This is a genomic window from Luteimonas changyuni (assembly GCF_039548395.1).
GTDB lineage: Bacteria > Pseudomonadota > Gammaproteobacteria > Xanthomonadales > Xanthomonadaceae > Luteimonas.
The window spans coordinates 21,895-46,142 of the sequence record NZ_JBCLUZ010000029.1; the positions used below are offsets into that span (position 1 = coordinate 21,895).

Below are 24,248 nucleotides of genomic sequence, written 5' to 3' on the forward strand. Positions count from 1 at the left end.
GCGCCCGGCAACACGACACCAATAAGTCAGCTGCAACAAGCCTGTCACGAAAGCTTCGCATGCTGTCGCGAGGGCGCAGCATCCTGCGCCACGACGCCCTTGCCCGTGCCCGCATTCCATTCCCTTCCCGACGTTCGCACCGCCCTTGACCGCTTCCGCAGGCCCGATGGCCTGCGGCGGGCCGTCGAAGTCGCCATCGTCGTGCTGCTGGCCTTCCAGGCAGCGCGCCTGTCCTGGCTGCTGCTGCCGCCCGCTGCGCTGGGCGCGCCCGCGATCGACGCTGCGACGGTCTTCCGCGAGCAGCCCGGGCGCCTGGCCATCGACGCCTTCTACCCCGACCACGGCGCGGCCATCACCGCCAGCGCCGACGCCTCCGGCCTGCGCCTGTTCGCGCTCCGCCCCGCTCCGGCGGGTGGCAGCGCCATCATCGCCATGCGCGAAGGCCCGCAGCGCTCCTACACCACCGGTGAAGCCGTGGCACCTGGCGTGACCTTGGCCGAGGTGCAGGCCGACCACGTGGTACTCGACAGCGGCGGGCGCCGCAGCGAACTCCGCTTCACGAAGCCCGACGCACGCCCCGCGCCAACCCGCCCGACAGCGGCGCGGGCAGCCGCGACACCCGCGCGTACAGCGCCAGCATCCGCGCCAGCCGCGGACGCGCCCGACGAGGCGATCGACCCGGCGCAGCTGCTCGCCCAGATGGGCCTTCGTCCGGACGAAACCGATGGCCGGATCACCGGCTACACCGTGATCCCGCGCGGCGATGGCGCCGTGCTGCGCCAGGCGGGACTGCAGGCAGGCGACGTGCTGCTGTCGGTGAACAACGAGGCACTGGACGCCGAACGCTACGCCAACCTCGCCAACAGCCTCTCCGGCGCGTCCTCCATTTCCCTCACCTACCGGCGCGACGGCCAGATCCGCAGCGCGACCCTGCAGGCCAAGACACCGTGAAACAGCGACTCCTCGCCGCCGCACTTGCCCTTGCGCTGCTTGCGCACCCGGCTCCCTTCGCCTTCGCCCAGGACACCGCGGGCGTGAGCGCGCAGGACGCCGACATCCGCGCCTTCATCCAGGACGTCGCACGCGCCACCGGCACCACCTTCATCATCGATCCCGCGGTGCAGGGCAGCGTCAGCATCACCCGCGACGTGGCCATGGACGAGGCCGAACTGCTGGGCGTGCTGCTGGCGGTGCTGCGCGCCAACGGCCTGGTGGCGGTGAGCGCGGGGCCGGGCGCCTACCGGGTGGTGCCCGACACCGCCGCGGCGCAGCTGCCCGGCGGCGGCAGCGGCTCGGCGTTCACCACCCAGGTGCTGCCGCTGTCGACCGTCGACGCCCGCATCGCCGCCGAAACGCTCAAGCCGCTGATCGGCCGCGGCGGCGTGGTGGTGCCGACGCCCCAGGGCAACGCGCTGCTGATCGCCGACTACGCCGACAACATCCGCCGCATCCGCGGCCTGGTGGCGCAGATCGACAGCGACACCGCCGGCATCGACACCGTCACCCTGCGCAACAGCTCGGCGCGCGAAGTGGCGGCGACGGTCAACCAGCTGTTCGGCGGTGGCGAAGGCCGCGGCGGCCAGCTCTCGATCCAGCCGGTGGACGGCAGCAACTCGATCGTGGTCCGCGGCGCGCCGACCGCGGTGCAGCGCGTGGTGCAGACCATCCTCGAGCTCGACCGCCGCGCCGAACGCACCGGCGGCGTGCGCGTGGTGCGCCTGCAGCACGCGAGCGCGGAACAGCTGCTGCCGGTGCTGCAGCAGCTGGTCGGGCAGTCGCCCGACGGCGCCGAATCCGCCACCGGAAGCGCGGCCAGCGCCGTGGGTGTCGCCACCGATGCCAATGCCGCACAGCTGATCACCGCCGTGCCCGGCAAACGCCCGACCATCGTCCGTTATCCGGGCTCGAACTCGCTGATCATCAACGCCGATCCGGAGACCCAGCGCCTGCTGGTCGACGTGATCACCCAGCTCGACACGCGCCGGGAGCAGGTGCTGGTGGAGGCGATCGTGGTCGAGATCTCCAACAACGCCGCGCGCCGCCTCGGCGCGCAGCTGCTGATCGCCGGCAAGGAAGGCAGCAACATCCCCTTCCTCGCCACCCAGCACCCAGGCGCCGGTACCGCGATCATGCCGCTGGCCGCGGGCTACGCCGCCGAACGCACGCGCGGCGACGACGATGACGACGACAACGGCGTGCTCGACCTCGCCCGCCAGGCCGCGGTGCAGTCACTGCTGGGCATCAACGGCGCGCTCGGCGGCATCGCCGGCAGCAACGACAACGCCACCTTCGGCCTGATCATCGACGCGGTGAACAGCGACACGGCGTCGAACCTGCTGTCGACGCCGTCGATCCTGACGCTCGACAACGAGGAGGCGCGGATCCTGGTCGGCCAGGAAGTGCCGACCACCAGCGGCGAGGTGCTGGGCGACAACAACAGCAATCCCTTCCGCACCATCGAACGCCAGGACGTGGGCATCCAGCTCGAGGTCACGCCGCAGATCAACGCCGGCGGCGGCATCACGCTCACCCTGCGCCAGGAGGTGTCTTCTATCGCCGGGCCGGTGAGCGACGACTTCGCCGAGCTGGTGCTCAACAAGCGCGAGGTCGAGACGCGGGTGCTGGTGGACAACGGCGAAATCGTCGCGCTCGGCGGCCTGCTCGACCAGAGCGACCGCAACACCGTGTCCAAGGTGCCGCTGCTGGGCGACATCCCGATCGTCGGCCACCTGTTCCGGCACCGCTCGCGCTCGCGCGACAAGACCAACCTGATGGTGTTCATCCGTCCCACCATCGTGCGCAGCACCGCAGACGCGCAGGCCATGAGCGCCGGGCGCTGGGACTACATGCGCAGCCAGCTGCCGGTGATGGGCGAGCGGGAGAACGCGCTGGACGAGCTGGTGCGGGAGTACCTTCGGACCGCGCCGCCGACGATGCCTGCGCCTGCCGCGACGCCCGGCGCCGCAGCGACGCCCCTGCCGGCATCGGCGCCTGCCGACGCACAGGCCTTGGCACCCTTGCCGGTATCCGGGCCTTCCCAGCCGACATCCGGCGACGCCAGCACCACCGGCGACCACGTGCGATGAACGAGGCGCTGCCTGCCTTCGCCTACGGCTTCGCCAAGCATCACGGCGTCGTGCTGCTCGGCATGGGCGAATCGGGCGCGCATGCACGCGTCGGCCTGCGCGAGGACGCCGATCCCGCGGCGCTGCTGGAAGCGCGGCGGAGCCTGGGCGTCGAGCTTGAGGTCGAAGTCTTGCCGCGCAGCGCCTTCGACCGCCGGCTGTCGGAGCTCTACGCCGACGCCGCGCTGACCGGCGGCAGCGGCGAGTTCGAGCTTCCCGGCGACCTCGACGCCCTGGCCGGCGACATCCCCGCCACCGCCGACCTGCTCGACGCGCAGGACGACGCACCGGTGATCCGCCTGATCAACGGCCTGATCGCCGAAGCCGCGCGCATCGGCGCCTCCGACGTGCACATCGAATCCTTCGAATCCGCGCTGGTGGTGCGCATGCGTGTCGACGGCGTGATGCGCGAGGCGCTGCGCCTGCCGGGGCGCATCGCGCCGCTGCTGGTGTCGCGCGTCAAGGTCATGGCGCGCCTGGACATCGCCGAGAAGCGGCTGCCGCAGGACGGCCGCATCGGCCTGAGCATGGGCAGCAAGGCGCTGGACGTGCGCGTCTCGACGCTTCCCGCGCGCGGCGGCGAGCGCGTGGTGATGCGCATCCTCGACAAGGACCAGGGCACGCTGACGCTCGACGGCCTGGGCCTGGAGCCGCCGGTGCGCGCGGCGCTGGAGCGCGCGCTGCGCGTGCCCAACGGCATCATCCTCGTGACCGGCCCCACCGGCGCCGGCAAGACCACCACCCTGTACGCCGCGCTGGCCGCGCTCAACGACGGCCGACGCAACATCCTCACCGTCGAGGACCCGGTGGAGTACGCGATCGACGGGATCGGCCAGACCCAGGTCAACGCGCGCGTCGGCATGAGCTTCGCCACCGGCCTGCGCGCGATCCTGCGCCAGGACCCGGACGTGGTGATGGTCGGCGAGGTGCGCGACCCGGAGACCGCGCAGATCGCGGTGCAGGCCAGCCTGACCGGCCACCTGGTGCTGTCGACGGTGCATACCAACGACGCGCCGGGCGCAGTGACCCGGCTGCGCGACATGGGCGTTGAATCCTTCCTGCTGGCGTCGAGCCTGCGCCTGGTGCTGGCGCAGCGCCTGCTGCGGCGGTTGTGCAAGGCCTGCCGCCAGCCGCTGGTCGATGATCCGGCAGCCATGCGGCTGCTCGGCCCGGCCGCGGCCGGCGCCACCCTGTACCGCGCCGCCGGCTGTGCGCAGTGCAGCCACAGCGGCTACGCCGGCCGCCTGGGCATCCACGAGGCGCTCGAGATCGATGAACCGATGCGCCAGCTGATCGGCGCCGGTGCCGACGAGGACGCGCTGGCGGCACAGGCCTTCACCGCCGCCGGCCGCCTCGGCGACGCCGCGCGCAGCGCCGTGCTGCGCGGCGACACCACGCTCGAGGAAGCCATGCGCGTCACCCGCCAGGAGCTGCAGGACCATGGCGGCGTTTGAGTACTCCGCGCTCGACGTCCAGGGGCGCAGCCGCGAGGGCGTGCTCGACGCCGGCAATGCGTCGGAAGCGCGGCGGCTGCTTGAAGGCCGGCGCCTGCTGCCGGTGCGGGTCGAGCCCGCCACCGAACGCGCGGAGAAGACGACGCGCCTTGGCGGCCGCTTCAGCGCCAAGGACCTGACCCTCCTCACCCGCCAGCTCGCCACCCTGGTGGCGGTGGCGCCGCTGGAAGAGGCCCTGCGCACCATCGGCAGCCAGTCCGAACGCGCGCCGGTGCGTCGCGTGGTGATGGCCACCCACGCCCGCGTGGTCGAAGGCTTTCGCCTGTCCGACGCCATGGCGCGCGAACCCCGCGCGTTCCCGCCGCTGTACCGGGCGATGGTCGCCGCCGGCGAAGGCACCGGCGCCCTGCCCGCGATCCTGGAACGCCTGGCCGACCTGCACGAGCGCGACCAGCAGGTGCGCGGCAAGCTGGTATCGACCCTGATCTACCCTGCGGCGCTGGCGGTGACCGCGGTGCTGGTGGTGGTCGCACTGATGGTCTTCGTGGTGCCCAAGGTGGTCGAGCAGTTCGAGTCCATGGGCCGCGAGCTGCCGCTGCTGACCCGCATCGTGATCGGCATCTCCGACCTGCTCGCGACCTGGTGGCTGCCGATCCTGGCGCTGCTCGCCGCGCTTGCAATCAGTGCGGCGCGGATGCTCCGCCGGCCCGCCGTCCGCCGCCGCTTCGACGCTGCCCTGCTGCGCCTGCCGCTGCTCGGCCGCATCCTGCGCGACGTCCACGCCGCGCGCATGGCGCGCACCCTGGCCACGATGTCCGAGAGCGGCCTGCCGCTGATCGAGGGCCTGGCGATCACCGCGCGCACCGTCGGCAACACCGTGCTGCGCGAAGCCACCGGACAGATGGTGGACGTCATCCGCGAGGGCGGCAGCCTGTCGAACGCGATGAAGCGCGCGGCGGTGTTCCCGCCGACCCTGCTGTACATGGCCACCAGCGGCGAGGACAGCGGACGCCTGGCCCCGATGCTCGACCGCGCGGCGGACTACCTGGAACGCGAGTTCAACACCTTCACCACGGCGGCGATGAGCCTGCTCGAACCCCTGATCATCATCGTGCTTGGCGCGGCGGTGGCGGTGATCGTGCTCGCCATCCTGCTGCCGATCCTGCAATTCAACGCCCTCGTGGCGGGCTGACGGAGGCCCCATGCAAAGTCGCTACACACGCACTTCCATCCATCCCGGCAGCGGCGCCCGCAATCGCGTCGCCGGCTTCACCCTGGTCGAACTGATGGTCGCGATCGTGATCATCGGCCTGCTGTCGACGGTGGTGATGATCAACGTGATGCCCAGCCAGGACCGGGCCATGGCCGAGAAGGCCCGCGCCGACATCTCGGTGCTGGAGCAGGCGCTGGAAACCTACCGCCTGGACAACCTCGCCTATCCCTCGACGCCGCAGGGCCTGGATGCCCTGCTTGATGCGCCCGCCGGGCTGGCGCGCCCCGAGCGCTACCGCAAGGGCGGCTACATCCGCCGCTTGCCCGAGGATCCCTGGGGCAATGCCTACCGCTACCGCCAGCCGGGCCGCAGCGGCGGCTTCGACGTGTTCTCCCTCGGCGCCGACGGGGCCGAGGGCGGCGAAGGCGACGCCGCCGACATCGGCAACTGGCGCTGAGGCCAGGCCATGTTGCGGGCGCGCGGGTTCACCCTGGTCGAGCTGATGGTGGTGCTGCTGGTCATCGGCCTGGCCGGTGCGGCCGTGACGCTGACGCTGCCCTCCGCGGACGACGCGCTGGCGAAGGAGGCGGACGCCTTTGCCGCGCGCCTGGGCCACGCCCGCGACGAGGCGATCCTCGGCATGCGCACGGTGGAGGTCCGGGTGACGGCGGATGGCTACGCATTCTCGCGCCGGCGCTTCGATGGCTGGCAGCCGCTCGACGGTCGCGCCTTTGCCGGCGTGGACTGGGCGCCGGGCACGCAGCCGCGGCTTCCGCGGCGCGATGCCGGGGTTTCGTTCCGCTTCGACCCCACCGGCGCGACCACGCCGCAGAGCCTGGTGCTGCTGCGCGAAGGGCGACAGGCGCACGTGGCGGTGGGCGGTGGCGGCGAGGTGGAGATCGATGGCACCGCCCGCTGATCCCCGCGCCGCCGGCTTCTCGCTGATCGAGATGCTGGTGGCGCTCGCGGTGTTCGCGCTGGCCGTGCTCGGCCTGCTCAACCTCGCCGGCGAAAGCACGCGGACCGCGGTTGCCATCGAGGAGCGGGTGCTGGCCGCGGTGGTCGCCGACAACGTCGCCGTGGACGCGGCCACGCTCGACCTGCGCGCGCTCGCCGGCGACGCCGCGGGCAGCGAAGAGGCCGGCGGCCTGGCCTGGCGCTGGAGCCGCCGCACCACGCCGACCGCCGACCCGGCGCTGCTGCGCGTCGACATCAGCGTATCGCCGCCCGGCGGGCAGCGCGTGGCCGCCGAGGTGTCGCTGTTCCGGAGCGTGCCGCAGTGAGCCATGTCGCCCCGCGAGGATGCGCGCGTCCCGTCCGTGCGTGCCCGGCCGCCTGCGCCATGCGCGGGCACCGCGGCTTCACCCTGCTCGAGGTGGTGGTTTCGCTGGCGCTGTTCGGCCTGATCGCCGCCGCCGGCGTCGCCGCTATGGCCTACACGGTCGACAGCCAGGGCGTGCTGCGTGCGCGCATGGACCGGCTGGGCGAGTTCCAGCGCGCGCGTGCGCTGCTGCGCGCCGACCTCTCGCAGGCCGCGCTGCGGATGGTACGGCGCGCCGATGGCAGCAACGCGCGCGACGCCTTCATCGGCGGCCGTCCGGGCGAGGCGGGACCGCTGTTCGCCTTCGTCCGTCGCGGCCTGGAGAACCCGGACGGCAGCTCGCGCTCATCGCTGGAATACGTCGAATACCGCATCGTCGACGGCCGCCTGGAGCGCAGCGCGCGCGCGGCCGTGGACGGCGCCACCCCGCCATCGGCACGGGTGCTGATCGACGGCGTTTCCGCCGCGCGCGTGGCCTATCTTTCCGACGGCCACTGGAACGACGGCTGGCACGGCGGCACCACCGGCCTGCCGGCGGCGATCGAACTGGAGCTCGAGCTCGACGCCATCGGCGGCGTGCGCCAGCGCTTCCTGCTTCCGGGGACCGGGCAGTGAGCCATTCCGCCCGCCACCGGCCCGGCCGCGGGCGCGCTGCGCACAGCGCGCGCGAAGGCGGCGCCGCGCTGCTCACGGTGCTGCTGCTGGTGGCGGTGATGACCGTACTGCTGGTGGCGGTGCTGGACGACATCCGCTTCGGCCTTCGCCGCACCGGCAACGCACAGGCGCTGGTCCAGGCGCAGTGGTACGCGCTGGGCAGCGAGGCGCTGGCGCGCACGCGCATCGCGCAGCTCGATGCCGGCGACCGGCGCACTACGCTGGCCGGCAACTGGAACGGCCGGCCCTTCGTCTTCCCGATCGATGGCGGCACGATGCGCGTGCGCATCGACGACGGCACCGCCTGCTTCAATCTCAACAGCGTGGTCGAAGGCGTTCCCGGGCAATGGTCGCGGCGCGAGGCAGGCGTGCGCCAGTACCTCGCGCTGCTGCGCGCGCTGGAGTTCGATCCCGCGCAGGCCGCCACCCTGGCCGACGCCCTGGTGGACTGGATCGACAGCGACCAGCTGCCCGGACCCGCGGGAGCGGAGGACGCGGCCTATGCCACGCGCCACCCGGGCGACCGCACCGCGGGCGCGCTGCTGGCCGAAGCCAGCGAACTGCGCGCGATCGCCGGCCACGACGCCGCGGCCTACGCGCGCCTGCGCCCCCACGTCTGCGCGCTGCCTGACAGCACGCTGGCGCCGGTGAACGTCAACACACTGGAAGAGGATGACGCCGTGGTGCTGGCGATGCTCAGCGATAACGCCCTCGACATCGCCGCCGCGCGACGCCTGATCGCCACGCGTCCGGCCGGCGGCTGGCTCGACGTGACCGCGTTCGCGACCCGGCCTCCGGTACTGGCGGCGCGGCTGTCCAACCCCGTGCTGGAGCAGCTTCGCGTGCGCACCCGCTACTTCAAGCTCCGGACAGAAGTGGAATACGACGGCGCCGAGGTGGTCCTGAGCGCGCTGCTCGACGCCGGCTCCGATGGCCCCGCGCGCCTGGTGGCGCGCCGATGGACACACGACGAATGAACACCCGCATCCTGTTCCTGCCTGCCGATCCCGCAGCATCGGCCACCTGCCTGGACCTGGCCGACGATGGCCGCGTGCTGTCGCGGGCCGAGCTGTCGCCAGGGACCGTGGCGCCGACCTCGGCCACCGCAGCACGCACCGTGCTGGTGGTGCCCGGCGAGGCCGTGCGCATCGACCACATCGCACTGAAGGCGCACTCCGCGGCCCAGGCACGCGCGGCGGCGCAGGCGATGCTCGCCGAGCGACTGGCGCGCCCCGCCTCGCTGCACGTCGCCCTCGACGCCGGCGCCGCGGGTGACGCCCGCACCGTCGCATCCGTGGAGCCCGCGGCTTTGCACGAGTGGCTGGCGCGCGCGGCGGATTTCGGCCTGCGTCCCGACGCCGCGGTCCCGGAACAGCTGCTGCTGCCGGCGGATTTCGGCCTGCGTCCCGACGCCGCGGTCCCGGAACAGCTGCTGCTGCCGGCGCCATCCGACGACGTGCAAGCGGTGCACGTGCTGGACGCAGGCGAGCGCTGGCTGGTGCGTGGCCCGGGTCTGGCCTTCTGCGCCACCCCGGCGCTCGCGGCGCAGGTGCTGGCGGGACGCGAACAGCTGCGGCTCCAGGGGGGCCTGGAGGCCTGTGCGGCGCGCGCGCTGCATCCGGACGTCGATCTGCTGCAGGGCGCGTTCGCGCCTGCATCGGCGCAGGCAGGCAAGCCGCGGTGGCGGCGCCTTGCCTGGCTTGCCGCCGCCCTGGTCGCGTCACCCCTGGTCCTGGTGGCGGCGCAGGCGCTGCGCCTGGAGCTGGCCGCTCACGCGCTTGAATCGCGCGCCGGGGCCCTGGTGCGCGACGCCCTGCCCGGCAACGCCGGTGGCGACGGCGTCGGCGCCGACGCGCTCGCGCGCCAGCTCAGGGCCGCGCGCGAGCCGCGCGCCTTCACGGCCGCGAGCGGCGCGCTGTTCGCCGCCGTCGCCGGCCGCGCCGGCACCCACCTGGTCGAGCTCGACTATCTGCGCGGTGACCGCCTGCGCGCAGTCGTGTTCCACGCCGTGGCCGACGATATCGAGGCCATCCGCGGCGCGCTGGCCGCGGACGGGTGGACGCTGGTGGAGGGCGGCAGCAGTGACGTACCCGGCGGCCTGCATACCGGCCTGGTCCTGGAGCCCTCGTCATGACCATCGCCGCCCGGATCCGGAGCTGGTGGCGCGGCCGCGAACCGCGCGAGCGCGCGATGCTTACGGTGATGGCCGCGCTGATCGCGGCCTTTGCCTGGTGGTACGGCCTGCTGTGGCCACTGCAGGCGATGCGCGAAGGCGCCGAAGCCCGCCACGCACGCGCGGTCGCCGACCTGCACCAGGTCGAGGCCGAAGTCGCGGTGCTGGCCGGTTCCGGAGGCCCGTCGCCACCTGTGGGCGGCGACGCCCTGCAGCGGCGGATCCTCGACAGCGTGCGCGAGGCAGGCCTCAGCCCGAGCCGCCGGCGCAGCGCCGCCGACGGCGCCTTCGTGCTCGATTTCGAACGCGTGGCCGCGCCTGCGCTGCATGGCTGGCTGGGCCAGTTGGCCGGGCGCGATGGCATCGCCCCCTCGGCGCTCCACGTCGAGCGCGCCGACGGCGGCCTGCGCGCCGAAGTGGGCTTCGGCGGGGCGGCGCCGTGAGCGGCCGTCGCCTGGCGGCATGGTTTGCCGGCGCCTTCGCGGTCGCCCTGCTGCTGGCGGTGCCGCTGCAGCTGCTGCTGCCGCGCCTGCCGCTGCCCCCGGGGCTGACGGCGGTGGACGCCGGTGGCAGCCTGTGGCGCGGCGAACTGCGCGAGCTGCGCTGGAACGGCGCGGCGTTCGGCGACGTGCGCACGCGCTTGGCGCCGCTGCCCCTGCTGACCGGCCGCCAGCGCCTGTGGCTGCACCTGCCGGAGGCGCGGCTGGCGCTCAACGGCGGGCGCCTGCGCGGCATCGACGGCGGCAACGGCCTGCTGCCCCTGCCGGCGCCGCCGGGGCTGGGCCTGCGGGCATCGCTCGAGGATGTACGCCTGCTGTTCGACGGCGAAGCCTGCCGCGAGGCCGGCGGCCGCGTACGGATCGAGGCGACGCTGCCCGGAACCGGTTCCGGAGGGCAGGCGCCCTCTCCGATGCTGCTGAGCGGCAGTCCGGCCTGCGAAGGCCGCACCGGTTCGCTCACGCTGCTCCCGGAGGCTACCGGCGGCCCCCTGCAACTCGAGGCGACCCTCGCCATCGAAGCCGACGGGCGCTACACCCTGCAGACGCTGGCCCGGAGCGACGAGCCCGCGCTGCGCCTGGCGCTGGAGGCCGCCGGCTTCCAGGAGGCCCCGGGCGGCCTGAGCCGCGTGGACACGGGCCAACTGGGCGGCTGAGCGGCCTGGCCGCTGGGCGCGGCTGGGCGACTGTCTGCGGGTGCGACCGGCCCCGCCGACGCCACACGCTGCGTTCCAGGGGCTGCTCACGGCACGCGCGCTAAACTCCGCCGCGCTCCCATGACCGGATCATGACGTCCCGATGAAACTCCTGCTGTTGCCGATCGCTTTGACCGCCGCCTGCTGCCTTCCCGCCCACGCCGAGATCCCGCTGGGCACCGTCGCCGGCTCCGACGTCGCCTTCGAAGGCATGTTCCAGGTCGACGGCTACTGGTTCGACAACGACGTGATGGACCTCGACGGACGCGACGACGGCCGCGACCGCGCCACCGGCGTGCGCCGCTTCGAACTGGTGCTCAAGGGCAGCGGCCCCGGCAACCTGTCGTGGGTGCTGGGCTACGACGTCGAGGGCGAGAACTACCTCGACAACAACCTGTCCTGGCGCTTCGGCGGCGACGAGGGCCCCAGCCATACCCTGCTGCTCGGCCAGTCCAAGCAGCTCAACGGCCTGGAAGAGCTGTCCCCGACCAGGAACAACGACTTCATCGCCAAGTCGGCCGCCACCGGCACCTTCGCCACCGGCCGCCGCCTGGGCGCAAGCTGGAGCTACGACGCCGGTGGCCACGGCGCCACGCTGGGCTGGTTCGGACGCAACCTCGACCATGACGCGCACGGCGCGGGCTACGGCCTTCGCACCTGGTGGGCGCCGATCCGCGACGACGGCCAGGTCCTGCATCTCGGCCTGAGCCATGTCGACCGCGATACCGACAGCGACCAGCTGCGGCTGCGCGCGCGCCCCAACGCCGACTTCGCCCAACGCCTGGTCGACAGCGGTCCGATGGCCGACGTCGACCGCCTGGCGACCACCGGACTCGAGGCGCTGTGGATCCGCGGCCCGCTGAAGCTGCAGAGCGAGTACTTCCTCGCCCGCGGCGACCGCATCGACGCCTCCGGTTACGACACCAGCGGCGGCTACGCCAGCGCGGTGTGGACGCCGGGCGGCAGCACCTGGGACTACCGGGGCGGCCTGCCGCGCACGCAGGTGGGCGAGAACGGGCTCTGGCAGCTCGGGCTTCGCTACGACCAGCTCGACCTCGACGACGGCGCCGTCCGCGGCGGCCGCATGGAGGCCTGGACCGTGGGCGTCAACTGGTACTGGCGCAGCAACGCCAAGCTGGCGCTGAACTACGTCGACGTGGCCAGCCGCCGGACCGACGCCGCCAGCGGCGCCGTGGTCAGCGACGATCCGTCGATTGTCGAAGCGCGGATGCAGCTGCACTGGTAGGCGCCATTCGCACGCAGGTCCCGGACAGGCAGCGAACCGGGTCACACGGCGGTCACATTGCTGCAACAGGGGCGACACCGCCAGGCGCCAGGCTTCGGTCAAACCGGAGCCCCGCATGCACTACGCCATCGTCACCGAGACCTATCCGCCGGAAGTCAACGGCGTAGCGCTCACCGTGCAGGAGCTGGAGCGCGGTCTGCGCGCCCGCGGCCACGAGGTCGAGGTGGTGCGCCCGCGGCAGCATCGCGGTGAGGCCGGGGCCACCGGCCACGTCCTGGCCCGCGGCATCCGGGTGCCGTTCTATGCCGGCCTGCGCCTCGGCCTGCCGTCGGTCGCGAAGCTTCGCCGCCGCTGGCGCCGGCAGCGGCCGGACGCGGTGTACATCGCCACCGAGGGGCCGCTGGGCTGGTCGGCGATGCGCGCCGCCAGGGCGCTCGGCATCCCGGTGGCCTCGGGCTTCCACACCCGCTTCGACCACTACATGCGCGACTACGGCGCGGCGTTCATGCAGCCGGTCGCGCTGGCATGGATGCGGCGCTTCCACAACGGCTCCGCCGCCACCCTGGTGCCGACCAGGGAGCTGTGCGCCGGGCTTGGCCGCCTGGACTTCGAGCACGTGGTGCACCTGCCGCGCGCGGTCGATACCCGGCGCTTCGACCCGGCGCACCGCGACGGCGCGCTGCGCGCCCGCTGGGGCCTGGGGCCGGACGACCTCGCCGTGGCCTACGTCGGCCGCGTGGCCGCGGAAAAGAACCTCGACCTCGCGGTCCGTGCCTTTCGCAGGCTGCAGGAGCTGCGGCCGGACGCACGCTTCGTCTGGGTGGGCGAAGGCCCGGAGCTGGCTCGGATCCGCGAGGCCAATCCGGACTTCATCTACTGCGGCCTGCAGCGCGGCGACGAGCTTGCCCGCCACTTCGCCAGCGCCGACCTGTTCCTGTTCCCGAGCCTCTCCGAGACCTTCGGCAACGTCACCATCGAAGCCATGGCCAGCGGCGTGGCGACCGTCGCCTTCCGCTACGGCGCCGCGGCCGAACACCTCTGCCACGGCCTCCACGGCGCAGCGATCGAGCCGCACGACGAAGCCGCCTTCATCGATGCCGCCTGCCGCCTCTCGCTGGAAGACGGCTCGCGCCGCGACATGGGCCACGGCGCGCGCCTGGCCGTGCAGCCGCTGCGGCCGGCGCAGGTCGCCGCCGATTTCGACGCCATCCTGCGGGGGATCGCCCGCCACCGGAGCCACGCCGATGCCCACCCTGCCCTCGCCTGACCGGCGCGTTACGGCCGACAGCTTCCTCTGCCTGCGCACCAACGGCTGGTGCGCGCGCGGCGGCGTGCTGCGCGTCTTTTCCGCGGTCAGCCGTGCCGGCGACGGAGCGGCCTGGTACCTGCTGATGACGGCGATGGTGCTGGTGGACGGCCTCGACGGCCTGCGCGCCTCGGCGCACATGGCCGCGACCGGCGCCATCGCGCTGCTGCTCTACAAGATGCTCAAGCGCTGGACGCGGCGTCCGCGGCCCTTTGCCGCCGACGTCCGCATCCGCGCCTGGATCGCGCCGCTGGACGAGTTCAGCTTCCCCTCCGGCCATACCCTGCACGCGGTCTCGTTCACCATCGTCGCCCTGGCTTATTACCCGCAGCTGGCCTGGCTGCTGCTGCCCTTCACCGCGATGATCGCCCTGTCGCGCGTGGTGCTGGGCCTGCACTGGCCCAGCGACGTGCTCGCCGCCACCGTGACCGGCTCGCTGCTCGGCGGCGGCGCGCTGTGGCTGGGCTCGCACGTGCCGGGCCTGTCCTGAGGGTCCAGTCGCTCAGCGACCCGCCGAGGGCAGCGCGGCGCCCACGCGGTACCAGTCGATCCTGCGGGTCAGGACCATGATCGCCGCCAGCACCACGAACAGCAGGCCGGCGCCGAGCACCAGCGCATTGTCCTCGGACACCAGCAGGCCGTAGAGCGCCGCGTAGAGCGTCGCCAGCATCGCCGCGAAGCCGGCACCGCGCAGCGCACCGCCAAGCACCGCCGCGAGGTAGAAGCCGATCAGCCCGATGCACGCCGTCGCCGCCGCCAGGTAGGCGAGTCCGAACGGGATGTGTTCGCCCAGGCTGACCAGCAGCAGGAAGAAGATCGCGATCGCCAGGCCCACCAGTCCGTACTGGATCGGGTGGATCGGCTGCTGGCGGATCAGCTCGAACATGAAGAAGGCGACGAAGGTCAGCAGCACGAACAGCACGCCGTACTTCGTCGCGCGCTCGGCCTGCAGGTAGGCGTTCACCGGGTCGACCAGGGTGATGCCGGCGGCGTCGGGGTCCGGGCTCCACTGCAGCGACGGACCGGCGTCGCCCAATGACGCCTGCCGGCGATAGCGACGCTGGGCGTCGGTGGCGAGCGAGGCCACCTTCCACTGCGCGCTGAAGCCGGCGCCGTCGCGGTCGTGCACCGGCGACAGGCCTTCGAAGCGCGGATGCGGCCAGTCCGAGCGCAGGCGCAGGTCGTTGTCACGCGCCAGCGGCATCATGGCAAAGGATTCGGTGCCACGCAGCTCGATGTCCAGCCGGGTCTCGAAGGCGAGCCGTGCGCCGGCCGCGGGCGCCGGCAGCCGCGCATGCACGCCGGGGCCGTCCTCGTGGCCGATGCCCTGCGCCAGCGGCAGCGCGCGCCCACCCACCTGCATCCGCGGCAGCTCGCGCAGGCCGCGCACGTCGGCGATGCCGAAGGCCAGCCACGGTTCACCGATGCTGCGCTCGGCGCCCTCGGGCCCGCCATCGGGAACGCGTGCGTCGAAGCGCGCCTGCACCGTGCCCTGCCACTGGTAGACCCGGACCTCGTGCAGGCCGCGCTTGCGGGTCTCGGGCACCAGCTCGCCGTCCACCACCAGGGTGTCGGGGAAGAAGGTCCAGTGCCGCGTACGCCGCCGCAGCGTGGTGCGCATGACGCCGGCGGCATCGGCCACCTGCTCGCGCACGTTCTCGGTATAGGGCACCACCAGCACCGGGCCCGAGACCACCTGGCGCCCGCCAAAGCTGGCCGCGATGCTCGCCACCGCCTCCGCGCGCCGCGACTGGCGCTCCTCGACCACGCCGCCCACCATCGCCAGCGGCACCAGGATCGCGAGCGTCATCGCCGCCACCATCAGGATCTTCAACCACAGTCTCATGTCCAGTCCTCCCGGGAAGTGCGGGCAGCCTGGCGGGGCCGCGTGTGTGGAACGCGGCGTGGCGGTGAGGCGAGTGTGAAGCGGCGGCAGCCCGCGGGCGGGCGAGGTGCAAAGCGCGGTGATGTCAGGCGCCGGCGCAGGAACCCGGTGATCAGCCAGCGGGCAGTTCGATGCCGGCAAGCGCCCCGCCGCCATCGCGATTGCGCAGCCATGCCCGGCCACCATGCAGCTTGGCGACCTCGGCGACGAAGGTCAGGCCGATGCCGCTGCTGCGGCCGCCGTCGCCGGGGCGCGACAGCGAATAGAAACGCTCGAAGACCTGGTCAAGCGCATAGTCGGGCACGCCGGGACCGTCGTCGGAAACTTCCAGCGCCACGCCGCCGTCGCGCGCACGCAGCGTCACCGACACCCTGCCGCCGCGCGGCGAGAACGCGATCGCGTTGTCGACCAGGTTCTCCAGCGCCTGGCGCAGCAGGAACGCGTCGCCCACCGGTGACGGCAGCGGTTGATCGGCCTCGAGTCCCAGCGCGACGTCATCGGCCCGCAGCCGGGGCGCGACCGCTTCAGCGACATCGCGCGCGATCGACGCCAGGTCCACCGGCGCCGGATTCTCGATGCGCTGGCGGTGCTCCACCGCGGCCAGCGCCAGCAGCTTGTCGATCATCGCGGCCATGCGTTCGCTCTGCGCGCCGATGTTGGCGGCGAAGCGCCGGCGGTCGGCTTCGGGCAGCGGTGATTCAAGCAGCTCGGCCGAGCCGCGGATCGCCGCCAGCGGCGACTTCAGCTCGTGGGTGAGCGTGTGCACGTAGCGTTCGACATAGCCGCGGTCTTCCAGGCGTTCGCGCATGGTCTGCAGCGCGCGCCCGAGGTCGGCGAACTCCCCCGCCGAGCGCGGCAGCACCGCGCGCCGGCCGGCGGTGACCGCGTCGGCATAGCCGCGCAGACCACCGAGTTGGCGCGAGAGCCACCAGGCCGCGGACAGGCCCACCAGCAGCGCGCTGCCCAGCAGCACCAGGCCCCAGCGCAGGATCACCGCTTCGCTGCGCGCGATGAACGGCGCCATCGCGCGGTTGGGCTTGGACACGGTGAGCACGCCGGCGATGCGCGCGCCGTCGCGGATCGGCGCGGCGACGTGCATCACCGAGCTGCTGTCGTCCTCCGGGTCGCTGCGCGTGGAGCGCGCGCCATAGCGGCCGCGCAGCGTCCGGTGGACATCGTTCCAGCGCGAGTAGTCGGCGCCCAGATCGCGGCCGGCGGAGTCGAACACCACGATGCCGCGGTCGTCGGTCACCGTCACCCGGTAGTTCACTTCGCGCTTCTCGAAGCCCCAGATGCCGGCGCCGATGTCGCGCCCTGCCAGCGCCCGGATGCGGGTCGCGAAGCGGCCGTCATCGATGCGCCCGGACAGCAGGTCGTCGGTGGCGAGTTCGGCCAGCACGTTGGCGGTATCCACCAGCGTGTCCTCCATCGCCTGGCGGACGCCGGGCTTCACTTCGCGCAGGAACACCTGGCCCAGCAGCAGCGCCGCCAGCGCAACGATCAGGAAATAGCCCAGCAGGATGCGCAGGCCGATGCGCACCGGCCTCAGTCCACGTCCAACGAATAGCCGATGCCGCGATGCGTGCGCACCGGATCGGCGCCGGCGTCGACCGCGCGCAGCTTGCCGCGCAGCGTCTTGACGTGGGTATCGACGGTGCGTTCGCCGCTGTCGAGGGCGTCTTCCCAGGCGCGATCGAGCAGCTGCGCGCGGCTGAGGATGGCGCCGGGGCGGCGCAGCAGTTCGGCAAGCAGGGCGTATTCGTAGCGGGTCAGGTCCAGCAGTGCGCCGTCGAAACGGACCCGGCGCGCGGCAGGGTCGTGTTCGAAACGGCCGTGCCTGAGGGGAGCACAGTCCGCGGGCGCGGATCCGCCGCGGACGCCAGGCTCGGCCGCTGCGGCCGGATGCCGGCGCAGCCGCGCCCGAACGCGCGCCGCCAGCTCGCGCAGGGAGAACGGCTTGGCGATGTAGTCGTCCGCGCCCAGCTCCAGCCCCAGCACCCGGTCCACCTCGTCGCCGCGCGCGCTCAGGAACACCACCGGCACCGCGCTGAAGGCGCGCAGCTGCCGGCACACCTCGAAGCCGCCGATGTCCGGCAGGCCGACGTCGAGCAGCACCAGGTCGACGCCGCCGGCGCGCACCCGCGCGGCGACGCCGCCGCCCAGCAGCAGGTGCTCGACCACGTGGCCCTCCGCGCGCAGGGCGTAGAGCACGGCCTCCGCGATCGCCGGATCGTCCTCGACCAGCAGCAGGGTGGATGGGGGCGGCGGCGCGTGCGCGGGCATGGCGCGCAGCATACCGGGGCCGCGGGCCGGCGCAGGACCGGTATCCTTCGCCGATGAACTACCGCCACGCCTTCCACGCCGGCAACCACGCCGACGTCCTCAAGCACGTCGTCCTGCTGGCCCTGTGCGATGCACTGGTGGCCAAGCCGGCGCCGCTGTTCGCGCTCGATACCCACGCCGGCCGCGGCCTTTACCACCTGGCCGGCGCCAGCGCCAAGCGCACCGGCGAGGCCGATGACGGCATCGCCCGACTGTTCGCCGAAACGCCGAAGGATCCGCTGCTGCGCCGCTACCTGGACGCCGTCCGCGCCTGCCGCAAGGAGCACGGCGCCGACGCCTATCCCGGCTCGCCGTGGCTGCTCGCGCACGCGCTGCGCGCCGACGACCGCATCGTCTGCTGCGAGCTGCAGCCGGAAGAATCCAAGGTCCTGGACGCCACCTTCGCCGACGACCGCCGCGTGCGCGTGCAGCGTGGCGACGGCTATGCCGCCATGCGCGCCCTTCTGCCGCCGCGCGACGGCGAGACCCGCATCGGCCGCGGCCTGGTGCTGGTCGACCCGCCCTACGAAAGTCAGCTGGCCGAGTTCGACGACTCCCTGGCGGCGATCCGCGAGGGCCTGCGGCGCTTCCCGCAGGGCGTGTTCGCGCTCTGGTACCCGATCAAGCTCCGGCGCACCCTCGGGCCGTTCCAGCGCCGCGCCGCCGACCTGCCGGCGAAATCCGTGCTCTTGGCCGAGCTGATGGTGCGCCCGGACGACTCGCCGCTGCGGATGAACGGCAGCGGCCTGCTGGTGGTCAATCCGCCGTGGCAGTTCGACGCGGCGCTGAAGCCGGCGCTGACCGGCCTGGCCGCGGCCCTGGGCGAACGCGGCGCAAGCTCGCGCCTGCACTGGCTGCGCAGCCCGCCCTGAGGTCGCCGCCCGGGGGGCAGCGGAATGCGATCGCCACCTGGCCACCACCGCGGGATGTAGAGGCGGGCTTCACTTCGACCGTGACAGCATCCAGCACATGGTCGCCAGAAACCGCCTTCCGCCGTGGCACGAGGAGATCCGCCTCGGCAACGGCCGTGATGTCCTGATCCGCCCCATCCGCTCCGAGGATGCCCCCGTGCTCCGGGCAGGCTTCGAACTCATGGAGCCCGAGGAACTCGGCCGCCACCTGCTGGCCGGCGCCGACGCCATGGGCACCGACGAGGCCGTGCGCCTCGCCCAGCCCGATGCCCGCAACGCCTTCACCCTGGTCGTGGCCGAGCCGCTGCCGCCGGGCGAGGCCATGCTCTCCGGCCTGGCCCACGCCGCCGTGGTCCCGGGCACGCGCGAGGCGCGGTTCGCGATCCTCGTCGGGCGCAACGTCGCCGGCATGGGACTGGGCCGCCACCTCATGCGTCGGGTCGCGCGCTGGGCCCGCGGCAAGCGGCTCGAGGCCGTGCACGGCGACGTGCTCGAGGACAACGGGCCGCTGCTGGACCTGGCGCGCTCCATGGGCTTCGAGCTTGTCGATGGCGCCGACCCCGGCTTCGTGCGCGTGCGCCTGCCCCTGGCCGCAACCACGCCCGTCGCCGGCGTCGACGGGGCCACGGGTTAAACTGCGCGCCCTCGCACCGGCGGCACCATGCTGCCGGCGCCGCCGCTTTTACGCGCGTTGATGACCGACAAGACTCCCCCAGGCAGCCCCGCTCCCCTTCCGCTTCCCGTTCCCCCGCTGCCCGGCCCCGGGCGCCCGCGGGCGTGGTGGCGCGCGCCGGCCTCGCGCTCGGCGCTGGCCTGGTTCGTGGCGGCCGCCGCGCGTGCCCACGACGGCGTGCTGCTGGCGGTGGCGCGCGACAACCACGCGGCGACCCAGATCGAGGCCGACCTGCAGACGCTCCTCGGCGCCGACCCCGTGCTGCCGGTGCTGGGCTTCCCCGACTGGGAGACCCTGCCCTACGACCGTTTCAGCCCGCACCCCGAGATCGTCTCGCAGCGCCTGGCCACCCTGCGCCGCCTGCCGACGATGAAGCGCGGCGTGCTGGTGGTGCCGGTGCAGACGCTGATGCAGCGCCTGCCGCCGCTGTCCTACGTCATCGGCAACAGCTTCGACCTGCGCGTGGGCCAGCGCCTGGACCTCGACGCCGAGAAGCGCCGCCTCCACGCCGCCGGCTACCGCAACGTGCCGCAGGTCTACGATCCCGGCGATTTCGCCGTGCGCGGCGCCCTGCTCGACGTCTATCCGATGGGCGAAGCGGCGCCGTTCCGGGTCGAGCTGCTCGACGACGAGATCGACACCATCCGCGTGTTCGACCCCGAGAGCCAGCGCTCGCTGGACAAGGTCCAGGCGATCCAGCTGATGCCCGGCCGCGAGGTCCCGCTGGACGAGGCCTCGCGCGAGCGGGCGCTGGACGCGCTGCGCGAACGCTTCGACATCGATACCCGGCGCAGCGCGCTGTTCCAGGACCTCAAGGCCGGTGCCGCACCGGCGGGCATCGAGTACTACCTGCCGCTGTTCTTCCCCGACGGCGCCACCGCGACCCTGTTCGACTACCTCGGCGAGGATGCCCTGCCGCTGGTTGACGAGGGCGCCCCTGCTGCGGCCGACCACTTCTGGGCCCAGGCCGGGCAGCGCCACGAGCAGCGCCGCCACGATGTCGAACACCCGGTGCTGCCGCCGGGCGCGCTGTGGCTGGCGCCGGACGAGCTGCGCGCGCGCTTCAACGACGCGCCGCGGATCGAGCTTGCTGGCGCCGACCACCCGCGCCATGCGGAGGCCGCGCGCCTGGGCGAGCAGCCGGCACCGGAACTTCCGGTGGCCGCCCGCCACGACGCCGCCGCCGCGCCGCTGAAGGATTTCCTCGGCAGCTATCCGGGCCGCGTGCTGGTCTCGGCCGACAGTGCCGGCCGCCGCGAGGCGCTGCTTGAAGTGTTGGACGCCGCCGCGCTGCGGCCGCAGGTGCTGCCCGACTTCCGCAGCTTCGCCACCGGCGATGCGCGCTTCGCGATCGCGGTGGCGCCGCTGGAGGATGGCTTCGCCCTTGATGGCGACGCGGCGGCCGGCAGCGAGCCGATGGTGGTGCTCACCGAACGCCAGCTGTTCCCCGAGCGCGCCGCGCAGCCCCGTCGGCGCAAGCGCGTCGGGCGCGAGCCCGAGGCGATCATCCGCGACCTCGGCGAGCTGTCCGACGGTTCGCCGATCGTGCACGAGGACCACGGCGTCGGCCGCTATCGCGGGCTGGTGACGCTCGAGGCCGGCGGCATGCCGGCCGAATACCTCGAAATCGAATACGCCAAGGGCGACCGCCTCTACGTGCCGGTCGCGCAGCTGCACCTGATCAGCCGTTACTCCGGCGCCTCGCCGGAGACCGCGCCGCTGCATTCGCTGGGTGGCGAGCAGTGGACCAAGGCCAAGCGCAAGGCGGCCGAAAAGGTGCGCGACGTGGCCGCCGAGCTGCTGGAAATCCAGGCCAAACGCCAGGCCCGCGCCGGACTCGCGATCGACGTCGACCGCGGCATGTACGAACCCTTCGCGGCGACCTTCCCGTTCGAGGAAACGCCCGACCAGCACGCCGCCATCGAGGCCGTGCTGCGCGACCTGCAGTCCTCGCAGCCGATGGACCGCGTGGTCTGCGGCGACGTCGGCTTCGGCAAGACCGAGGTCGCGGTGCGCGCGGCTTTCGCCACCGCCGCCGCCGGCAAGCAGGTCGCGGTGCTGGTGCCGACCACGCTGCTGGCCGAGCAGCACTACCGCAACTTCGCCGACCGCTTCGCCGACTGGCCGATCCGGGTGGAAGTGCTGTCGCGCTTCAAGAGCACCAAGGAGATCAAGGCCGAGCTGGAGAAGGTCGCCGAGGGCACGATCGACGTCATCGTCGGCACCCACCGCCTGCTGCAGAAGGACGTGCGCTTCAAGGACCTCGGGCTCGTGATCGTGGACGAGGAGCAGCGCTTCGGCGTGCGCCAGAAGGAGGCGCTGAAGGCGCTGCGCGCCAACGTCCACCTGCTCACGCTCACCGCAACGCCGATCCCGCGCACGCTCAACATGGCCATGGCCGGGCTGCGCGACCTGTCGATCATCGCCACCGCGCCGACCAACCGGCTGGCAGTGCAGACCTTCGTCGTGCCCTGGGACGACGCCCAGCTGCGCGAGGCCTTCGACCGCGAGCTCGCGCGCGGTGGCCAGCTGTTTTTCCTGCACAACGACGTCGAGAGCATCGGCCGCATGCAGCGCCAGCTGCAGGAGCTGGTGCCCGAGGCGCGCATCGGCGTGGCCCACGGCCAGATGCCCGAGCGCGAGCTCGAGCGGGTGATGCTCGACTTCCAGAAGCAGCGCTTCAACGTGCTGCTGGCCTCGACCATCATCGAGTCCGGCATCGACATCCCCAACGCCAACACCATCATCATCAACCGCGCCGACAAGTTCGGCCTGGCGCAGCTGCACCAGCTGCGCGGCCGCGTCGGCCGTTCGCACCACCGCGCGTACGCCTACCTGGTGATCCCGGACAAGCGTTCGATCACCGCCGACGCACGCAAGCGCCTGGACGTGATCGCATCGATGGACGAGCTGGGCGCCGGCTTCACGCTGGCCACCCACGACCTCGAGATCCGCGGCGCCGGCGAGCTCCTGGGCGAGGACCAGAGCGGGCAGATGGCCGAGGTCGGCTTCAGCCTCTACACCGAGCTGCTGGAGCGCGCGGTGCGCAGCATCAAGCGCGGCGAGCTGCCCGACGTCGACGGCACCGCCGCGCGCGGCGCCGAGGTCGAGCTGCACACGCCGGCCCTGATCCCCGACGATTACCTGCCCGACGTGCATGCCAGGCTGACGCTGTACAAGCGCATCAGCTCGGCCCGCGACGCCGAGGCACTGCGCGAGCTGCAGGTGGAGATGATCGACCGCTTCGGCCTGCTGCCCGACCCGGTGAAGTACCTGTTCGCGATCGCCGAGCTGAAGCAGCGGGCAAGCGAGCTGGGCATCCGCAAGATCGACATCGGCGCCAGCGGCGGGCGGGTGCAGTTCGTCGAGAAGCCGTCGATCGACCCGATGGCGATCATCAACCTGGTCCAGGGCCAGCCGAAGAGCTACCGCATGGACGGCCCCGACAAATTCCGCCTCACCCTGGAACTGCCGACGCCGGAGGAACGCCTCCAGGCCGCCCGCGGCCTGCTGTCCGTCCTCGCCCCCGGCCCCTGATCACACCTTCCCGGTGGGGGCGGCCATCGCCGCGATCGAAATGCCTGGAAAAGCGTTTGCCGCGGATGTGTGCGGATCACGCCGATCTGGCTGCACTTCCGCGTCAGCCCTGGGAGCGATTGGTCGGGGTCACGGTGGCGGCGGAGTCGGCGATGCGCCACAGGTACAGGGCGGCGTGCGTGCGATACGGCCCCCAGCGCTCGCCCCGGGCCGCGAGTTCGCGCGGCTTCGGCATCTCGTCGGTGCGATCCACCAGCTGGGCACCCTTGCGGATCCCGAGGTCGTCGATCGGCAGCACGTCCGGGCGGCCGAGGCGGAACATCAGCATCATCTCGACCGTCCAGCGGCCGATGCCGCGGATCGGCACCAGCGCCGCGACGATGGCGTCGGCGTCCATCACCGACATCCGCCGCAGGTCGGGGATCTCGCCCCGGGCCTCGCGTGCCGCGAGGTCGCGCAGGGCCAGGGCCTTGTTGCCGGAGACCCCGCAGGCGCGCAGGGTCGCATCGTCGATGCGGCCGAGGGTGTCGCTGTGCAGGCGCGCGCTGCCGATGGCCACCTCGACCCGCCCGACGATCGTCGACGCCGCCTTTCCGCTGAGCTGCTGGAACAGGATCGCCCGCGCCAGCGCATCGACTGGATCGAACGTACGCCGCCACCTCGGATCGGGATCGATCGGACCCAGGCGCCGGATCCAGGTGCCCAGGCGGCGGTCGCGGCGCGCCAGCCAGGCCTCGGCTTCGATGGTGTCGTAACCGCGGGAAAACCGGGGCATCGCCTCAGCGCCGCAGTGCGGCCGCGGCGTGGGCGAGCCAGCCGAGGATCATCAGGCTGCCGCCCGCCGGTGCCAGCCGCGTCGGCAGAGCGAAGAAATGTGCGCCGGCCAGCGAGCCCGCGAACAGCAGCACGCCCAGCAGCAGCGCCCACAGCGCCGCCGTGGCCAGGCCTCCGCGCGCGCGCGGTGCCAGCGCCGCCAGCGCCAGCCCGTGGCCGAAGGCGAACGCGGCGGCCAGGCCGAGGCGCATCCCCGCGTCCGGACCCGCGGCATGCGATGCGTATGCGGCCAGCGCCACCGAGACCGCCGCCAGCAGCGCGCCGGCGGCCGCAAGGGTTCGGAGGCCGGCAGGCGTTGCTCTGGTGAAACCGGCGTTGATCATCGCGCGCTGCTCCGTGAAAGCAGAACGCCGCATCCAGGGATGCGGCGTTCTGCGTGGCAATCGTCATCCAGCCTCGCGG

The 24,248-nt window shown here is 72.9% G+C and carries 23 protein-coding genes; 18 read left to right on the forward strand and 5 right to left on the reverse strand.

The window, feature by feature from the left end:
- Window positions 1-105: 105 nt before the first annotated feature.
- From WCD84_RS10950 to WCD84_RS11020, 15 genes are all read left to right on the forward strand, one after another.
- A complete protein-coding gene (locus WCD84_RS10950) occupies window positions 106-951 on the forward strand; it encodes a type II secretion system protein N (protein WP_343281387.1) in 846 nt (281 codons plus the stop codon).
- Entirely contained in the window at window positions 948-3,086 is a 2,139-nt protein-coding gene (gspD, locus tag WCD84_RS10955) for a type II secretion system secretin GspD (RefSeq protein WP_343281388.1), read from the forward strand. The genes WCD84_RS10950 and gspD overlap by 4 nt, the downstream gene beginning before the upstream one ends.
- Complete coding sequence (locus tag WCD84_RS10960) at window positions 3,047-4,579, forward strand: GspE/PulE family protein (RefSeq protein WP_449280106.1); 1,533 nt, start codon at window positions 3,047-3,049, stop codon at window positions 4,577-4,579. Before gspD ends, WCD84_RS10960 begins: the two co-directional genes overlap by 40 nt.
- Window positions 4,566-5,771, forward strand: coding sequence for a type II secretion system inner membrane protein GspF (gene gspF, locus WCD84_RS10965; RefSeq protein ID WP_343281390.1), 1,206 nt, complete (start codon window positions 4,566-4,568; stop codon window positions 5,769-5,771). The genes WCD84_RS10960 and gspF overlap by 14 nt, the downstream gene beginning before the upstream one ends.
- 10 nt (window positions 5,772-5,781) lie before the next feature.
- Window positions 5,782-6,249: a type II secretion system major pseudopilin GspG gene (gene gspG / locus WCD84_RS10970; RefSeq protein ID WP_343281391.1), complete on the forward strand. Its 468-nt coding sequence runs from the start codon at window positions 5,782-5,784 to the stop codon at window positions 6,247-6,249.
- Window positions 6,250-6,258: 9 nt separating this feature from the next.
- The gene (locus tag WCD84_RS10975; protein WP_343277930.1) at window positions 6,259-6,711 is read left to right on the forward strand and encodes a GspH/FimT family pseudopilin; all 453 of its coding nucleotides are present in this window, start codon (window positions 6,259-6,261) and stop codon (window positions 6,709-6,711) included.
- Window positions 6,695-7,075 (forward strand): type II secretion system minor pseudopilin GspI, encoded by a 381-nt coding sequence (gene gspI, locus WCD84_RS10980; RefSeq protein ID WP_343277929.1) that lies wholly within the window; start codon window positions 6,695-6,697, stop codon window positions 7,073-7,075. Before WCD84_RS10975 ends, gspI begins: the two co-directional genes overlap by 17 nt.
- A 59-nt stretch (window positions 7,076-7,134) precedes the next feature.
- Window positions 7,135-7,728, forward strand: a complete 594-nt coding sequence (gene gspJ, locus WCD84_RS10985; protein WP_343281392.1) for a type II secretion system minor pseudopilin GspJ — start codon at window positions 7,135-7,137, stop codon at window positions 7,726-7,728.
- Window positions 7,725-8,744 carry a type II secretion system minor pseudopilin GspK gene (gene gspK, locus WCD84_RS10990; protein WP_343281393.1) on the forward strand — a complete coding sequence of 340 codons (1,020 nt, stop codon included), beginning with the start codon at window positions 7,725-7,727 and terminating at the stop codon, window positions 8,742-8,744. Before gspJ ends, gspK begins: the two co-directional genes overlap by 4 nt.
- A complete protein-coding gene (gene gspL / locus WCD84_RS10995; protein ID WP_343281394.1) occupies window positions 8,741-9,901 on the forward strand; it encodes a type II secretion system protein GspL in 1,161 nt (386 codons plus the stop codon). The genes gspK and gspL overlap by 4 nt, the downstream gene beginning before the upstream one ends.
- Complete coding sequence (locus WCD84_RS11000; RefSeq protein WP_343281395.1) at window positions 9,898-10,383, forward strand: type II secretion system protein M; 486 nt, start codon at window positions 9,898-9,900, stop codon at window positions 10,381-10,383. The genes gspL and WCD84_RS11000 overlap by 4 nt, the downstream gene beginning before the upstream one ends.
- Window positions 10,380-11,093: a type II secretion system protein N gene (gene gspN, locus WCD84_RS11005; protein ID WP_343281396.1), complete on the forward strand. Its 714-nt coding sequence runs from the start codon at window positions 10,380-10,382 to the stop codon at window positions 11,091-11,093. Before WCD84_RS11000 ends, gspN begins: the two co-directional genes overlap by 4 nt.
- Before the next feature lie 142 nt (window positions 11,094-11,235).
- The gene (locus WCD84_RS11010; RefSeq protein WP_343281397.1) at window positions 11,236-12,378 is read left to right on the forward strand and encodes an OprO/OprP family phosphate-selective porin; all 1,143 of its coding nucleotides are present in this window, start codon (window positions 11,236-11,238) and stop codon (window positions 12,376-12,378) included.
- Window positions 12,379-12,493: 115 nt separating this feature from the next.
- Window positions 12,494-13,645, forward strand: a complete 1,152-nt coding sequence (locus WCD84_RS11015; protein WP_343281398.1) for a glycosyltransferase family 4 protein — start codon at window positions 12,494-12,496, stop codon at window positions 13,643-13,645.
- Window positions 13,623-14,174 carry a phosphatase PAP2 family protein gene (locus WCD84_RS11020; protein ID WP_343253600.1) on the forward strand — a complete coding sequence of 184 codons (552 nt, stop codon included), beginning with the start codon at window positions 13,623-13,625 and terminating at the stop codon, window positions 14,172-14,174. The genes WCD84_RS11015 and WCD84_RS11020 overlap by 23 nt, the downstream gene beginning before the upstream one ends.
- 12 nt (window positions 14,175-14,186) lie before the next feature.
- Here the strand turns inward: WCD84_RS11020 and creD are convergent, their stop codons facing one another.
- The 3 genes from creD to creB form a co-directional block, all read right to left on the reverse strand.
- Window positions 14,187-15,530, reverse strand: coding sequence for a cell envelope integrity protein CreD (gene creD / locus WCD84_RS11025; RefSeq protein ID WP_343281399.1), 1,344 nt, complete (start codon window positions 15,528-15,530; stop codon window positions 14,187-14,189).
- Window positions 15,531-15,681: 151 nt separating this feature from the next.
- Window positions 15,682-17,109, reverse strand: coding sequence for a two-component system sensor histidine kinase CreC (creC, locus tag WCD84_RS11030; RefSeq protein ID WP_343281400.1), 1,428 nt, complete (start codon window positions 17,107-17,109; stop codon window positions 15,682-15,684).
- A 5-nt stretch (window positions 17,110-17,114) separates the two neighbouring features.
- Complete coding sequence (creB, locus tag WCD84_RS11035) at window positions 17,115-17,864, reverse strand: two-component system response regulator CreB (RefSeq protein ID WP_343281401.1); 750 nt, start codon at window positions 17,862-17,864, stop codon at window positions 17,115-17,117.
- Window positions 17,865-17,905: 41 nt separating this feature from the next.
- On the opposite strand from creB, the gene WCD84_RS11040 reads away from it, so the two are divergent.
- The 3 genes from WCD84_RS11040 (at window position 17,906) to mfd (ending at window position 23,012) form a co-directional block, all read left to right on the forward strand.
- A complete protein-coding gene (locus tag WCD84_RS11040) occupies window positions 17,906-18,763 on the forward strand; it encodes a 23S rRNA (adenine(2030)-N(6))-methyltransferase RlmJ (protein WP_343253604.1) in 858 nt (285 codons plus the stop codon).
- A 97-nt stretch (window positions 18,764-18,860) separates the two neighbouring features.
- Window positions 18,861-19,436, forward strand: coding sequence for a GNAT family N-acetyltransferase (locus tag WCD84_RS11045; RefSeq protein ID WP_343281402.1), 576 nt, complete (start codon window positions 18,861-18,863; stop codon window positions 19,434-19,436).
- Window positions 19,437-19,496: 60 nt separating this feature from the next.
- Complete coding sequence (mfd, locus tag WCD84_RS11050; protein WP_343281403.1) at window positions 19,497-23,012, forward strand: transcription-repair coupling factor; 3,516 nt, start codon at window positions 19,497-19,499, stop codon at window positions 23,010-23,012.
- 103 nt (window positions 23,013-23,115) lie between these two features.
- Here mfd and WCD84_RS11055 read toward each other — a convergent pair whose 3' ends face one another.
- Both WCD84_RS11055 and WCD84_RS11060 read right to left on the reverse strand, forming a co-directional pair.
- The gene (locus WCD84_RS11055; protein ID WP_343253608.1) at window positions 23,116-23,787 is read right to left on the reverse strand and encodes a DNA-3-methyladenine glycosylase family protein; all 672 of its coding nucleotides are present in this window, start codon (window positions 23,785-23,787) and stop codon (window positions 23,116-23,118) included.
- Window positions 23,788-23,791: 4 nt separating this feature from the next.
- Window positions 23,792-24,202, reverse strand: a complete 411-nt coding sequence (locus WCD84_RS11060; protein WP_449280105.1) for a DUF423 domain-containing protein — start codon at window positions 24,200-24,202, stop codon at window positions 23,792-23,794.
- Between the last annotated feature and the right edge of the window lie 46 nt (window positions 24,203-24,248).